This window comes from Kitasatospora sp. NPDC058965, assembly GCF_042741245.1.
Lineage (GTDB): Bacteria > Actinomycetota > Actinomycetes > Streptomycetales > Streptomycetaceae > Kitasatospora.
The window spans coordinates 1-14,491 of the sequence record NZ_JBHYKG010000221.1 but is presented as its reverse complement, the minus strand read 5'-3'; the positions used below and the strand labels follow the sequence as shown (position 1 = coordinate 14,491).

Annotated in this window: 13 protein-coding genes and 1 pseudogene; 3 read left to right on the top strand and 11 right to left on the bottom strand. The window is 75.2% G+C overall.

Annotated features, from left to right (window positions below):
* Positions 1–389: 389 nt before the first annotated feature.
* The 3 genes from ACFW1A_RS28665 to ACFW1A_RS28655 all read right to left on the bottom strand — a co-directional run bounded on the left by ACFW1A_RS28665 (position 390) and on the right by ACFW1A_RS28655 (position 1,743).
* The gene (locus tag ACFW1A_RS28665) at positions 390–806 is read right to left on the bottom strand and encodes an ATP-binding protein (protein ID WP_380413617.1); all 417 of its coding nucleotides are present in this window, start codon (positions 804–806) and stop codon (positions 390–392) included.
* 408 nt (positions 807–1,214) lie between these two features.
* Positions 1,215–1,556, bottom strand: a complete 342-nt coding sequence (gene bldG, locus ACFW1A_RS28660) for an anti-sigma factor antagonist BldG (RefSeq protein ID WP_035847612.1) — start codon at positions 1,554–1,556, stop codon at positions 1,215–1,217.
* A 40-nt stretch (positions 1,557–1,596) separates the two neighbouring features.
* Positions 1,597–1,743, bottom strand: a complete 147-nt coding sequence (locus ACFW1A_RS28655; protein ID WP_380413614.1) for a hypothetical protein — start codon at positions 1,741–1,743, stop codon at positions 1,597–1,599.
* A gap of 82 nt (positions 1,744–1,825) precedes the next feature.
* Here ACFW1A_RS28655 and ACFW1A_RS28650 point away from each other — a divergent pair, with 82 nt between their 5' ends.
* A complete protein-coding gene (locus ACFW1A_RS28650) occupies positions 1,826–4,255 on the top strand; it encodes a DEAD/DEAH box helicase (RefSeq protein WP_380413612.1) in 2,430 nt (809 codons plus the stop codon).
* 141 nt (positions 4,256–4,396) lie between these two features.
* Here the strand turns inward: ACFW1A_RS28650 and ACFW1A_RS28645 are convergent.
* From ACFW1A_RS28645 to ssd, 7 genes and pseudogenes are all read right to left on the bottom strand, one after another.
* Positions 4,397–4,711: pseudogene (locus ACFW1A_RS28645) on the bottom strand (Rv3654c family TadE-like protein); the annotation flags it as partial.
* 41 nt (positions 4,712–4,752) lie between these two features.
* On the bottom strand, positions 4,753–5,091 hold the full coding sequence (locus ACFW1A_RS28640) for a TadE family type IV pilus minor pilin (RefSeq protein WP_380413610.1): 339 nt from the start codon (positions 5,089–5,091) through the stop codon (positions 4,753–4,755).
* A gap of 190 nt (positions 5,092–5,281) precedes the next feature.
* The gene (locus ACFW1A_RS28635) at positions 5,282–5,770 is read right to left on the bottom strand and encodes a DUF4244 domain-containing protein (RefSeq protein WP_380413608.1); all 489 of its coding nucleotides are present in this window, start codon (positions 5,768–5,770) and stop codon (positions 5,282–5,284) included.
* A gap of 65 nt (positions 5,771–5,835) precedes the next feature.
* Positions 5,836–6,678: a type II secretion system F family protein gene (locus ACFW1A_RS28630; protein WP_380413605.1), complete on the bottom strand. Its 843-nt coding sequence runs from the start codon at positions 6,676–6,678 to the stop codon at positions 5,836–5,838.
* Positions 6,675–7,874: a type II secretion system F family protein gene (locus ACFW1A_RS28625; protein WP_380413603.1), complete on the bottom strand. Its 1,200-nt coding sequence runs from the start codon at positions 7,872–7,874 to the stop codon at positions 6,675–6,677. Before ACFW1A_RS28625 ends, ACFW1A_RS28630 begins: the two co-directional genes overlap by 4 nt.
* Entirely contained in the window at positions 7,871–9,187 is a 1,317-nt protein-coding gene (locus ACFW1A_RS28620; RefSeq protein WP_380413601.1) for a TadA family conjugal transfer-associated ATPase, read from the bottom strand. Before ACFW1A_RS28620 ends, ACFW1A_RS28625 begins: the two co-directional genes overlap by 4 nt.
* Entirely contained in the window at positions 9,184–10,293 is a 1,110-nt protein-coding gene (ssd, locus tag ACFW1A_RS28615; RefSeq protein WP_380413621.1) for a septum site-determining protein Ssd, read from the bottom strand. Before ssd ends, ACFW1A_RS28620 begins: the two co-directional genes overlap by 4 nt.
* A gap of 804 nt (positions 10,294–11,097) precedes the next feature.
* On the opposite strand from ssd, the gene ACFW1A_RS28610 reads away from it, so the two are divergent.
* A complete protein-coding gene (locus ACFW1A_RS28610) occupies positions 11,098–11,898 on the top strand; it encodes an HAD family hydrolase (RefSeq protein ID WP_380413619.1) in 801 nt (266 codons plus the stop codon).
* A 464-nt stretch (positions 11,899–12,362) separates the two neighbouring features.
* On the opposite strand, the gene ACFW1A_RS28605 is transcribed toward ACFW1A_RS28610, so the two are convergent.
* Entirely contained in the window at positions 12,363–13,274 is a 912-nt protein-coding gene (locus ACFW1A_RS28605; RefSeq protein ID WP_380413599.1) for an oxidoreductase, read from the bottom strand.
* 196 nt (positions 13,275–13,470) lie between these two features.
* On the opposite strand from ACFW1A_RS28605, the gene ACFW1A_RS28600 reads away from it, so the two are divergent.
* On the top strand, positions 13,471–14,478 hold the full coding sequence (locus ACFW1A_RS28600) for an ATP-binding protein (protein WP_380413597.1): 1,008 nt from the start codon (positions 13,471–13,473) through the stop codon (positions 14,476–14,478).
* The last annotated feature ends 13 nt before the right edge of the window (positions 14,479–14,491 follow it).

Sequence of the window (14,491 nt, the reverse complement as noted above, 5' to 3'; positions counted from 1 at the left end):
TGTATGTAAAAGAATCTGGGCGGGGTGCCGAAAACCCGGGGTTTTCGGCACCCGGCCATGATTCCGGTGGCGCGCCGGGCAATTCTTGTGGCGCGTTCTGCTTTTCTGCTGCCGTTCGTTCCCGCCAGTGCGGGCGGCCCCCACCTGTCGCGCGCGCCACGGGGGCGGGCAGGGCAGGGCTGGGCGGGGTCGGCGGGGTTGGGTGCGGCCGGGCAGGGCGGGGTGCCGCCGGGCAGCGCGGGGCGAGGCGCGGAGGGGCGTGGCGTGGAGGAACGAAGGCATGGCAGTACCGCGCCCGGTGGATCGGGGTGGCCGCGTCCCGGGTCAGACCGGTGCGCCCGTGCCCTCAGACAGGGTTGACCGTGCCTTCAGGCAGGATTGACCAGGCCTCAGGCGGGGTTGACCGGCCAGCTCATCCGGATCAGGCCGCCGTCGTCGTCCCGGCCGACCTCGACGTCCTCGACCAGTCCGGTGATCACCGCGAGCCCGAGCGCGTCGTCGGAGACCTCGGGGCCCTCGCCCGACTCGCCGCCGGACGCAGCCAGCTCGCTCAACGAACCGGCGCCGTCGCCCACCTCGATGACGAAACGCTTCTCCTGGTCGATCAGCGCGACCCGGACCGCTCCGCCGCCGTCACCGTGCTGGTGCAGCCCGACCGCGCGCGAGCACGCCTCGCCGACGGCCAGCCGGACCTCGTCCAGCACGGACTCGTCCACGCCCGCGCGTCTGGCCACCGCCGCCGCCACCAACCGTGCCGTCCGCACGTGTTCGGGAAGGGCGCTGAATCGCAGTTCGACGGTTGCCATCTCTCCCTCTCGGGGTCCTCTGCGCTGTCTCGGGGTCGTCGCGCCGAGCTGAGTGTGCTGCTGCAAGCCTGTTGCGCGCCTGGGTGTGGCCGGCCGGGTGGTGCCGACCGGGTGCCACAGGCTGGGTGCTACGAAGTGCTACGGACCGGGTGTCACGCACCCCGGGGTGAGGAGCTGGTGGTGCTGCCGCGCCGACCGCCGACTGATCCGGTCTCCCGGGCCGCACCGGCCTCTTCGCTGCAGCCCGCTGCACCCCTGGCACCCTGACGGTGCGCCAGGTACGCCGGGTGCTCCGAGCCTCCTCGGCCGACTGGTCTTCCCTTGCGTCCGCCGAGCCGCAAGGGCCGCCCGGGGGCGGTGTTCAGGCCTGGGACGCCCGCTGGTTCGGGGCGACCCAGGCCTGCCTGCTCAGTCGGTCGACTCGACGGCCTCCTCGACCGAGCTGTGGATCGGGAACACCTTGGTCAGACCGGTGATCCGGAAGATCTTGAGAATGCGCTCCTGGGTGCAGACCAGACGGAGCGAGCCCTCGTGCGCTCGGACTCGCTTCAGGCCACCCACCAGGACACCCAGACCGGTCGAGTCCAGGAAGTCGACGCCCTCCATGTCGACGACCAGGTGGTAGCTGCCGTCGTTGACGAGCTCGACCAGCTGCTCCCGAAGCTTAGGGGCGGTGTACACATCGATCTCGCCGCCAACCTCGACGACCGTGCGGTCGCCGACGGTACGGGTCGACAGGGACAGGTCCACGGAACCTCCAGCACCTTGCCTTGCTACGTCACATTGCGTTCTACGGCGAGTCGAGCGGCTTCGGCAGCCGCACGGTGCCGACCCCGCTCTGACGGTCTCCACCGCCGGTCTCCACCGCGCGAACGGTCTCCACCGCATGGTCGAGCGACCGGCTCAGGTGCCGCCGGTCCGGCCATCTGGCCGCCACCGCATCATTCAACCACCTGGCAGCATGCCCGCACGATGGCTTGCCGCGATTCTCCGTCACTCCAGTGACACACTGGGTCTCCATGCCGCCCAGCCATCGCCCGCCCGAGGCCCTGCTCGACTCCCTGGTCAGGACCAGGGACCGCTCGGACCGACTCACCCATACGGAGCATCTCCCCGCGCGCCGGGCCCGACATGCCGCGTGGCCGGGCGCGATCCGCCCGGAGATCCAGGACGCCGCCCGCGAACTCGGCGTGACCCAACCCTGGGCACATCAGGCAGAGGCGATGAATCTGGCCAAAGCCGGTCAAACTGTGGTGCTCGCCACAGGGACCGCCTCGGGCAAGTCGCTCGGCTACCTGGCGCCGGTGCTCAGCGACCTGCTGGACGGCACCGAGGCGCCCAACGGCCGCGGGGCGACCGCCCTGTACCTGGCCCCGACCAAGGCGCTGGCCGCCGACCAGCGGCGCCGGGCCGCCGAGCTGGCACCGGCCCGGGTCCGGGCCGCCCTCTACGACGGCGACACCCCGCTGCAGGAACGCGAGTGGGTCCGCCAGTACGCCTCCTACGTGCTCACCAATCCGGACATGCTGCACCGGGGCATCCTCCCGGCCCACCCCCGCTGGTCCTCCTTCCTCAAGACGCTGCGCTACGTCGTGGTGGACGAGTGCCACACGTACCGGGGCGTCTTCGGCTCGCACGTCGCCCAGGTGCTGCGGCGGCTGCGGCGGATCTGCCGGCGGTACGGCTCCGATCCGGTCTTCCTGCTCGCCTCCGCCACGTCCGCCGATCCGGCCGCCGCGGCCGAGCGGCTCACCGGCCTGCCCGCCGTGGCCGTGACCGAGGACGCCTCACCGCGCGGCCCGATGGTCTTCGGGCTCTGGGAGCCGCCGCTGACCGAGCACGTCGGCGAGCACGGCGCCCCGGTCCGGCGGACCGCCACCACCGAAGCCGCGTACCTGCTGACCGACCTGGTGGCAGAAGGCACCCGCACCGTGGCCTTCGTCCGCTCCCGGCGAGCCGCCGAACTGGTCGCGCTGCAGGCCCAGGACAACCTGGACAGCGGGCTCGCGAGCCGGGTGGCGGCCTACCGCGGCGGATACCTGCCCGAGGAGCGGCGGGCACTGGAGCGGGACCTGTACTCGGGGCGACTGCTCGGTCTGGCGTCGACCTCGGCGCTGGAGCTCGGGGTGGACGTCTCCGGCCTCGACGCGGTGCTGCTGGCCGGCTACCCGGGCACCCGGGCCTCGCTGTGGCAGCAGGCCGGCCGGGCCGGGCGCGAGGCCCAGGGTGCGCTGGCCGTCCTGATCGCCCGGGACGATCCGCTGGACACCTACCTGGTGCACCACCCCGAGGCCCTGTTCGCCCGGCCGGTCGAGGCCACCGTGCTGGATCCGGACAACCCGCACGTCCTGGCCCCGCACCTGTGCGCCGCGGCCGCCGAACTGCCGCTCGGGCCCGAGGACCTGAAGCTCTTCGGCCCCTCGACCGAGCAGTTGCTGCCCGTCCTGGAGCAGCGCGGCCTGCTGCGCCGCCGCTCCGACGGGGCCTGGTACTGGACCCGCCGGGAACGGGCGGTGGACTCGGTCGACCTGCGCGGCAGCGGCGGCAACCCGGTCCAGATCGTCGAGGAGTCCACCGGCCGCCTGCTGGGCACGGTCGACGCCGCAGCGGCGCACACCACCGTGCACACCGGCGCCGTCCACCTGCACCAGGGCCGCACCTACCTGGTCCGCGATCTCGACCTGGACACCTCCGTCGCCCTGGTCCAGGCCGCGAACCCGTCGTACACCACCGCCGCGCGGGACACCACGGCCATCTCGGTGCTGACCACCGACGAGACGGTCGCCTGGGGCGAGGCCACCCTCAACTTCGGGTCGGTGGAGGTGGTCAACCAGGTCGTCAGTTACCTGCGCAAGCGGATCGCCACCGGCGAGGTGCTCGGCGAGACCAAGCTGGACCTGCCGCCCAGGACCCTGCGCACCCGTGCGGTCTGGTGGACCGTCACGGAGGAGCAGCTGCTCGACGCCCTGGTCCCCTTCGACCAGCTCCCCGGTGCGGCGCACGCGGCGGAGCACGCCTCGATCGGCCTGCTGCCGCTCTTCGCCACCTGCGACCGCTGGGACATCGGCGGGGTCTCGGTGCCGCTGCACCAGGACACCCTGCTGCCGACGGTGTTCGTCTACGACGGGCACCCGGGCGGTGCCGGGTTCGCCGAGCACGGCTTCCGGCACGCGGTGCGCTGGCTGACCGCGACCCGGGACGCGATCCGGGCCTGCGAGTGCGAGCGCGGCTGCCCGTCCTGCGTGCAGTCGCCCAAGTGCGGCAACGGCAACGACCCGTTGGACAAGGCCGGGGCGATCCGGCTGCTCTCCACGCTGCTCGCCGGAGCACCGCGGCCGGCGCAGGCCGAGGCCGATGCCGAGGCCGAGGCCGAGGCCGAGGGGCCGGGAGGGGCGAGCGACGGGGACGGCCTCGGGGACGGCAACGAGGCGGACGGCGAGCGGGGCTGACGGTTGTTCGGCCGCTTGCGAGCGGGCCCGGGCCGCGAGCACGCCGGCCTCCCATTCGTCGGTGCCGCCGAACGACCACACCGGCCCGGCCCGGGCCCGCGCGGTGGCGGGCCCGATCGGCACCCGCAGGCCGCGCACCGGTGCCCGGACCTCGACCTCGACGCTGTCCGTACCGAGGTCCACCGAGCAGGAGGCCAAGGCCGTCCGGTGCGCCGCGGCGATGACCGCCGCCCGGCTGCAGCCGCCGTCGGCGTCCAGCAGCAGCCGGTCGGCGGCCGCCAGTGCGGCGAGGTCGGCGGCGGACTCGGCCCGGTGCCGGGCCGCCAGCACCGCGCCCAGCGACAGGGTCAGTCCGAAGACCGTGCAGACGAGCAGGGACAGTGCGACGCCCCAGAGCGTGGCCGAGCCGCGCTCCGGGTCCCGCGCCGACAGGCCGTCAGGACCGCCCCGAACCACCGTCGGCCGCCGCCCGGGGTCGACCCGTCGGCTGCGGCCCGTCACAGCGCCTCCCGCCCCACGGTGTCCTCCCGGGTGGCCACCGCGTCCGCCGACACCCGCAGTGAGAGCACCGGGGCGAGCCGGCCCAGCCCCGGACTGTTCGCCGCCACCTGCACCCGCACGGTGTCCGCGGACGCCACGACCTCGACCGCGGCGCCGGGCGGCGCGACCGCCTGCGCGAGGTCGACCGCGTTGCCGTCCCCCCTGGCCGCGGCTCGGGCCGCCACCCGGGCCGCGTCGATGCACCGCAACTGCGCCGCCGCCGTCAGCACACCCCAGATCAGCATCGCCATCAGCAGGACCAGGGTGGGCAGCACCACCGCCGTCTCGGCCGTCACGAACCCGGCGTCCGGGTCGCCCGCGCCGGTCCGGCCCCGCTCGCCGGACCGGCGCCGGAGCCCCTCGGGCCGCCGCCGGGACTCCTCGGGCCACCGGCCGGGCGCGGCGGGCCGCCGGGCGACCCGCCGAGCACGGGGCCGGTGCGGCCGCGGCTCGGCGGGTGCCGGCGTCGCCGGGTCGGGGCTGCGGTCAGACCGCATGGAGCGCCCGGTCCAGCAGATCGGTCAGCGCTCCCGTCACCGAGCCGCCCGTGATCACCTTGTAGAGGAGCGCCGCGAACCCGCACGCGGCGACGGTGCCGATGGCGTACTCGGCCGTCGACATCCCGGCATCCCCCGCGCCGGCGAACCGGCGGCCGGGCCAACCGCAGAGCCGTGTCAGGCCTCGCCACAGGGCCCGGCGCCGCCGGTGCCGGGCGCCCGGGGGCGGCGGCTGCGGCCCGCCGAGCACGCAGGCCACCGGACCGAGTCCGTCCTCGGCACCCCGGGGCCGCGGCACCCGGGCGGCGCCGGCCTGCGTGGCGGTGGCGCTCTCGCCCGCGGGCGCCGAACCGGGCCCGCGGGCGTGGCGGTTGTGCGCCGGGAACGGGGCGAAGCTGATGATCGGCGCGAGGTCGGTCGAGCAGTGCTTCATGGCGGAGCGCTTCATGGTGGGGTGCTTCATGGCGGGGTGCTTCATCGGGTGTTCCCTTCCTGACACGGTCGGGCCTGTGCGGCCCGCCGTCCGAACGAGGTGGTCAAGCGTCAGATCCGTTGGGTGAAGGCCGATGCCAGCCCGATCACGACCGGCACGATCCCGGTCAGCACGAAGGCCGGCAGGAAGCAGAGGCCCAGCGGGGCGGTGGCGAGCACACCCGCGCGGCGCACCCGGGCGTGTGCCGCCCGCGACGCAGCGGCGCGCTGGGCGACCGCCACTCCGGTCAGCGGCCCTGCCGGTGGTGCGCCACTGACCGTCGTGCGGACCAGGCAGTGCGCGAGCGGGGCCAGCACCGGGCAGTCCTCGCCGAGCCGGGCCCAGCAGGCGTCCGGCGGCGCGCCCAGGGCCAGTTCGGCCGCGACGGCGGCCAACCGGAGCTCCATCGGTCCGCCGATCGTCCGGGCGACCGCCCGGGCCGCCTGCGGGGGCGAGGCGGAGGAGCCCAGGCACGCTGCCATCAGCTCCGCGGTCAGCGGAAGTTGGGCGAGCAGTACGGCCTGCTCGCGAGCCGCCCGCCGCCGGTCGGCGCTCCCGAGCCACGGGAGCCCGCGCCACAGCCCCAGGCCCACCAGGAGGCCTGCCGCCAGACCGACCGCGCCCGGCGACCAGGCGGCGATCAGCAGTCCGACGGCCAGCGGCAACAGGCCCCGCTCGGCGAACCGCCGTGGCCTGCCCAGCGGGACGGCGCTACCCGCGCGCCGCCGACCGCGGGGCCGACCCGGCCGACCGTCCGGTGCCCAGCGCGCGATCCGCCGCCCGGTCCGGCGGCGGAACCGCCGCCGGCCCAGCACTGCAAGACAGAGGGCAGGGGTGAAGCTCGCCGTCACCAGGGCCAGGGGCAGCAGCACCGAGGCCGGGGCGGGCGCGAAGGCCCCGATCCTGCCGATCACGGCCACACCTGCGCGGGCGCGGTGTCGAACCGGTGGCCGCGCACCCGGTCGGGGCGGCCGGTGCAGCGGCGCAGCCGCGCTCCGGCACGACCCCGCCCCCTGCCCGTGGCCCACCCGGCCCGGCCGGAAGAGGGCCGCGCAGGACGCGCGTTGACGCCGCTTCGGCAGGGACCGCGCCGATGGGGCCGCGGCGGTCGCCGCCGGTCGTCAGGGCTGTCCGGAGCGTCCGGCGAAGCCGCCTCCGGGCCGGTGCGCCGCCGGTCCGACCGCGCCGCCGTGCCCGCGCTGATCCCGAGGTCGGCGAGCGCCTGCCGGACGATGCGGTCCGTCCACATCAGCCCCGCCGCCTCCAACAGGGCGCCGGCGACCAGGCAGCCGATGCCCAGCGGCGTGCGCAGCAGGATCCGCTCCGGAGCCGCGCCGAGCAGCGAACCCAGCGCCAGCCCACCCAGTGGCAGTGCGGCCAGCATGGCCGCCGTCGTGCGCGGCCCGGTCAGTTCGCTCCGGATCTCCTCCTGGAGCGCCCGGTCGGCCCGCAACGCCTCCGCCACCTGGTCGAGGGCACCGGCCAGACCGGTCCCGCTGTCCGTGGTCACCTGCCAGCAGGCGGCGACCGCGCTGGCGCCGCCCCCGCCGGGCAGACCGGCCAGCCACCGCAGGGCTGCCGGCACGTCAGCTCCGTACCGACCGGCCGAGAGCCGGGCCATCGCCTCCGGACCGAGCCGCCGGGCCAGGTCGGCCACCGGCCGACCGGGGCCGGTCACCACGTCCAGCGCCTGCTGCGGCGTCGCCCCGCTGCGCAACTCGCCCGCCAGCGCAGCACAGAGCTCGATGACGGCAGCGGACCTGGCCCGCTCCTGCCGTGCGGCCCGCCTGCCGGAACGCCACCGGGAGCTCGGGTGGGCCAGCAGCAGGGCCGCCAGCGGCGGCAGCGGCGAGTGCAGCGCGAAGCCGACCGGCACCAGCACCGGGAGGAGCAGGAGTTCGCCGACCAGCCAGCGCGGGCGACGCCGGCCCGGCAGCCGGCGCAGCCACTGGTGGCCGCGGCGCAGCAGGGCCTCGGCGGTGTTCGGCCGCCCGAGCACCGACCGGGACCGCCGACGGGCCCGACCACCACCGTTGAGCACCGCCCGGACCACCGCGGCGACCACGAGGAGCGCCAGCACCGGAGCGAGCTGCCACGCCCGCCCGCTCACCGGAGCTCCCCGTCCAGCACGACGCCGCGGGCCGCGCACATCCCGATCAGCTGCGGCCAGCCGGCGCCGCGCGTGACCGCTCCGTCGGCGCCGAAGAGCACGGCGGGCACCGTGACGGCCAGCCCCGCCGCATCGCCCCGCAGCGTGTGCACCTCCGCGATCCGGCGGCGGCCGGTCCGCTGATCCCGCGCCAGGTGGATCACCAGGTCCAGTGCCGCCCGCAGTTGGCTGTGCAGCGCGAGCCGGTCCAGCCCGGCCATCGACCCGAGCGCCTCCAACCGGACCGGCACGTCGGCGGCGGCATTCGCGTGGACCGTGCCGCAGCCGCCCTCGTGGCCGGTGTTCAGCGCGGCCAGCAGGTCCAGCACCTCGACACCGCGCACCTCCCCGACCACCAGGCGGTCGGGGCGCATCCGCAGGGCCTGGCGGACCAAGTCCCGCAGGGTCAGCTCGCCCAGCCCCTCCTGGTTGGGCGGGCGGCTCTGCAGCCGGACCACGTGCGGGTGGTCCGGCCGCAGCTCGGCCGAGTCCTCGGCGATGACGATCCGTTCGCCCCGCCCGACCAGGCCGAGCAGGGCGCTCAGCAGCGTCGTCTTGCCGCAGCCGGTACCGCCGCTGACCAGCAGCGAGAGCCGGGCCCGCAGGATCGCGCGCATCAGCTCGGCCCCGGACTGCGGCAGGGCGCCCGCGGCCACCAACTCCTCGAGGGTGAAGGGCCGCGGGCGGCAGACCCGCAGCGAGATGTGGGTGCAGTCGGCGGCGATCGGCGGGAGCACCGCGTGCAGCCTGGTCCCGTCGGGCAGCCGGGCGTCGACCCAGGGCCGGGCGTCGTCCAACCGCCGCCCGGCGGCCGCGGCCAACCGGTGCGCCAGGTGGCGCACCGCCTCCGCGTCCGGGAAGCCCACCGCGGGCTCCCGGTGCAGGCCCTGGCCGCGGTCGACCCACACCTGGTGGGGCCCGTTGACCAGCACGTCGGTCACGTCCGGCGCGCTGAGCAGTTGGTCCAGCGGGCCGGCGCCCACCAGCTCGGACTGCAGGGTGCGCACCGCGTCCAGCACGTCGTCACCGCCGAGCGGCGGCCGGGCGGCGCGGACCGCGGCGGCGACCTCGGTCGTGGTCGGCGGGGCGCCGGCCTCGGCGAGCCGCAGCCGGACGGCGTCGAGCAGGGCGGTGGCCCGCTCCGGGGCCGGGCCGGGCGCCGCTGCCGCGCGGCGGCGCAGGCCCGGGAGCGCGGGGATCGCCCGCGGCCGGTCGGCACGCCCGCGCGGCGACGGGCGGCGGTGCGGTCGAGGTGCCGCGGTGGTGGTGCTCATCGGGACGTGCCCCCTTCGGGATCGGGCAGGACTTCGGTCAGGTAGGCCGCGCAGAACCGGGCCAGCGGCCCGGCCGCGCGGTGGCCGGGTGGACGGCCGTGCTCCACGTCGAGGGCCAGGCCCTCCTCGGTCGGCAGCTCACCGGCCAGGGGCAGGCCGAGCCCGTGGCCGATCTCCGCGCTGCGCAGGCCCACCGGCCCCGGCAGCCGGACCACCGCGCGCAGATCGGCGAGGTGGGGTCGGGCCGCGGCGGCCACCCGGCCGGCCGCGGCCATGGCGCGCAGCTCGGCCGGTACGACCAGCAGGCCGGTGTCGGCCTGCCGCAGCGCCTCCGCCACGGCGGGCTCCGGGGTGCGCGGCAGATCGAGCACGACCAGCCCGCCGCGGCGGCGGGCCGCGGCCAGCACCGCGCACATCGCCTCGGCGGAGACGGCGGTGACCTCGCCGCGGTCCCAGGAGAGCACCGCGAGCCCGTGCAACTGCGCTAAGGAGTCGGCCAGTTCGAGGCTGCTCAGCCGCCCGCGCGCGCCTGCCAGATCCGGCCAGCGGAGCCCGTCGCTGGCCTCGCCGCCGAGCAGCACGTCCAGTCCGCCGCCCATCGGGTCGGCGTCGACGAGCGCGGTCCGATGGCCGAGCCGGGCCGCGGTGACGGCCAGGCCGCAGGCCAGGGTGGAGGCGCCGGCGCCGCCCCGGCCACCGAGCACCGCGACCGTCAGCGCGGCGGCGGTGACCTCCTCCACCGCGTCGGCGATCCGGCCGAGCAACCAGGCCTGGGCCTCGGGCAGGTGGACCACCTGCTCCACGCCCAGCTCGACGCCCCGGACCCAGGTCTCGCAGTCCTGCGGGTCCAGCCCGAGGAGCACCACGCCGGGGCGGCGGGGCAGCGCGGCGCAGCGGTCGTACTGGTCGTCGCCGAGCAGCACCAGCGGCGCGCCCGCCCACTGCCGCCGCTCCACCGGGACCGCCCCGGCCAGCTGCGGTTCGGCTCCGACCGCGGCGCACAGCCGGAGCAGGTGCTCGGTGAGCGCCTCGTCCTGGGTGAGGATGAGCGGCGCCGGCGCCGCGGCGCCGTCGGCGGCCGGTCGGTGCTGCTCGCGGAGTGGGATCGGCACGGCTGCCTCCACGGGGTGGGAGGACCGGCTGGCACTGCGTCAGCCGGTCGTCGGTCGGACTGCTTGGCCCTCACAGTCGCGCGCCGCACCGAATCCGTCAGCAGCCTCTTGAATCCCTGTGGATAACCCTGGGGATGTGGATATCCGAACTCACTCGGATGGCCCCGGTTCACTCGTGCGGGGAGTTTGCCCACAACAAATTGACGTAGTTCTCAGAGAGTCCCGGAGAGATCGTCGACCAACTACCCAGGGTGATCGTCAGCGCCCGGCCGAACGGCGGTGGATCCCGTGCGGCGCCCCGCCCCCGCGGCTCGCCGCGCTCACGGGCGGGCGGCTCTTCAGGGCTCAAAATGGCCCCGGACATGCGACGACCCCCGCCGGGGGGGAGAGCGGGGGTCGTCTATCCACAGCCCGACTCGGGGGGGAGGAGCCGGACCGGGTTAGCACGGTCGCGAACGATCCGTGACTTCCATGGTGTACCCGAGCGGCCAGAAACACAAACCAGCGCGCCCCGGGTCCACCGAATGGCCGCGTGCTCACAAGGGCGCTCTATCCTCGGTTCCTGTGGACACCACCGAGAACGCCGACATCGCCGACGGTGCCGAGAACTCCGGGCCGGACACCGCACCGAATGCCGAGTCCGGCGGCGGTCCGGCGACCGTGCCCGTGACGCCCGGGCGCCCCGCAGAGGAGCCTGCCGGACCCGCCGTCCCGGCCGCCGAGCAGCCGGCGGACGAGGCGCCCGCGGGCGACCCGGACAGCGGCGTCCACCCCGAGCCGACCGGCATCGGCGGGCCCGTGCCCCGCACCGCCGCCTTCTTCGACCTCGACAAGACGATCATCGCCAAGTCCAGCGCCCTGGCCTTCAGTCGCCCCTTCTACCAGGGCGGCCTGATCAACCGTCGGGCCGTGCTGAAGAGCGCCTACGCGCAGTTCGTCTTCCTGGTCGGCGGCGCGGACCACGACCAGATGGAGAAGATGCGCGAGTACCTGTCCGCGCTAACCCGCGGCTGGAACGTCCAGCAGGTCCGCGAGATCGTGGCCGAGACGCTGCACGGGCTGATCGACCCGCTGATCTACGAGGAGGCCGCCTCGCTGATCGAGCAGCACCACGCGGCCGGCCGGGACGTGGTGATCGTCAGCAGCTCGGGCTCCGAGGTGGTCGAGCCGATCGGCGCCCTGCTGGGAGCGGACCACGTCATCGCCACCCGCCTGAAGATCGAGGACGGCTGCTACACCGGGGAGATCGAGTACTACGCCTACGCGGAGAACAAGGCCGCGGCCATCCGTGAGTTGGCCGCGCGCGAGGGGTACGCCCTGGCGGAGTCGTACGCCTACAGCGACTCGGTCACCGACCTGCCGCTGCTGGAGGCGGTCGGCCGGCCGTCCGCCGTCAACCCGGACCGCGGCCTGCGCAAGGAGGCGGTGGCCCGCGACTGGCCGATCCTGGTCTTCGACCGGCCGATCGAACTCCACCGCAGGCTGCCGGAGTTCAAGGCCCCGAGCAGCACGGTGCTGGCCGCCGTGGCGGTCGGCACCGCCGTCCTGACCGCCGGACTGGTCTGGCACCTGGCCAGGCGGCGCCGATCGACGGCCTGAGACCGGCCGCTTGGCAGCGGGTGAGCGCACCGTCCGTCAGACAGCGCCTGCCACTGCCGCGAGGTGCTCAACCACCGGGAATCCCGCAAGAGTCCACCGATTCGGGCAAAAGGTAAAGACTTCGCTATTCGAGTTCCGTTTGCCCTGGATCCGAGATACAAAGGACTCACGGCCCGCGAGACCCGGAAGGACCCGAAGAGGTCATACCGACACCGCAGTTCAGGCCCCACGGACCGCGTACTACCTCCGAGCACCCACGTGCAGCCGACCCGTCGATACGGGCCGCCGCACCAGGCGAACGGGCAGGATCCCCGCCTGATGGGCACTTCCGGTGCACGCATGGTCACCCGGAGGGCGTACCAGCGGCGACATCAGCGTTCAGGATGTCGCCGCATCTTTGTGCGCAGCGCCGGAACCGCCCCCGGCGGAACCGGCCCGGCGGGTGCCGCCGGGCCGCTCCGCACTCAGACCATGCCGCGCTGCATCGCCTCGCAGACCGCGGTGCTCTCGCGCACGCCCAACTGCAGCGCCAGCCCGCAGTGCCGGATCCACCGCGCCACACCGTCCGGCGTGCCGGAGAGGTAGCCGGCCAGCGCCCCGCGGTAGGCCGCCGTGCCGAGTTCGACCAGGCCGACCTCGGCCGGGCAGATCGCCTTCGGGTCCAGGCCCTCGGCGATCAGCACGATCCGCTGCGCCGCCCGCGCCACCAGGCCGTTGTGGCTCGCGAAGGGGCGCAGCGCCAGCAGTTCGCCGTGCACCACGGCGGCGACCACCAGCGCCGGCACCCCGCTCCCGACCGTCCCGGCGCGGGCCGCCAGGAGCTGGGCGAGCTGGTCCAGCCGGGCCGCCACCTCCTGGCCCGACGGCGCCGCCGCGAGCTCGGCGCCCGGGAGGTCCGCCGGTGCGGCGGCCGCCGGGCCGGTCGGCGCCGCGACCCCCTCCGCCGGAGCCAGCTCCACCGGGAACAGCTCCTCGGCCGGCTCGTCGCCCCGCCGCGGCCGGCCCGCGGACTCGGCGCCGTCGCCCGCGGCGAGCAGGTGCAGGCGGGCCAGCACCTGCAGCGGCGACGTCCGCCAGACGCTCAGCAGCTGCCCGGCCTCGGCGGAGATCCGCAGCGCGCCGCCGACCGTGCGCTCGTCGGGGCCGGCGCTGAAGTCGCTGCGCCGGCGCACCTCCTCCAACGGCCAGTCGGCGCCGGCCAGCGCGGCCGAGGCCCGGGCGCCGCGGATGGCGGACTCGGCGGTGACCTCGGCGGCCCGACGGCGCATCACCCGGTGCCCGTAGAGCCGATCGACGGCCTTGCGGACCTCGGCGACGGACTCGGACACCCCGGGCAGCTCGGCCAGCGGGGCCAGCGGATCAGTTCCAGTGCTCACCTACCCGAGAGTAACGACCCTCGCGCCCCGCACCCCACAGCAGCCCCGGCATCACCCGTTCGAGGCAATCCTTGCTTCCCTCGGGCGAAGGGCGGTAAACCCCGACTACGATGGCTTTATCGGAGACGATAACGATTATCAACTAGCCCGCCGAGGCCCGCGTGGTGATCGACGGAGCAAGAGCCGGGAGTCCAAGATGAAGATCGCCTTCGTCGGCAAGGGCGGCAGCGGCAAGACCACGCTGTCGGCACTGTTCATCCGCCACCTGGCCGCGACCGGCCGGCCGGTCATCGCGGTGGACGCCGACATCAACCAGCACCTGGGCCCGGCGCTGGGGTTGACCGACGATCAGGCCGCCGGGCTGCCCTCGCTGGGCGCGCACCTGCCGGAGATCAAGGAGTACCTGCGCGGCGGCAACCCGCTGATCCCCGCCGCCGACGCGATGATCAAGACGACTCCGCCCGGCCCGGGTTCGCGCCTGCTGCGGATCGTCGAGGAGAACCCGGTGTACGCGGCCTGCGCCCGGCCGGTGGCGCTGGACGAGGGCTCGGTGCGCCTGATGGTGACCGGCGCCTTCACCGAGGCGGACCTCGGGGTGGCCTGCTACCACTCCAAGGTGGGCGCGGTGGAGCTGCTGCTCAACCACCTGCGGGACGGTCAGGACGAGTACGTCGTGACCGACATGACGGCCGGCTCGGACTCCTTCGCCTCGGGCCTGTTCACCCGCTTCGACCTCACCTTCCTGGTCGCCGAGCCGACCCGCAAGGGCGTCTCGGTGTACCGCCAGTACAAGGAGTACGCGCGGGACTTCGGCGTCGCGCTGCGGGTGGTCGGCAACAAGGTGCAGAGCCCGGACGACCTCGCCTACCTGCGCCGCGAGGTGGGCGAGGACCTGCTGACCGGGTTCGGGCACTCGGAGTGGGTGCGCCGGCTGGAGCAGGGCAGCGAGCCGCCGCTGAGCACCCTGGAGCCGGAGAACCGGGCGGTCCTGGAGCTGCTCCACCGGGAGGCGGACGCCGCGTACCTGCTGCGGGACCCGCGCCGGTACACCGAGCAGGCCGTCCAGTTCCACCTGCGCAACGCGGAGAGCTGGGGGAACGCCAAGACCGGACTGGACCTGGCGACCCAGGTGGACCCGTCCTTCGTGCTGCACGAGCAGCCGACCGGGCACGGGGCGCGCGGCCAGGCCGCCGCGCACGCCTGAGGTCCACCGGCCC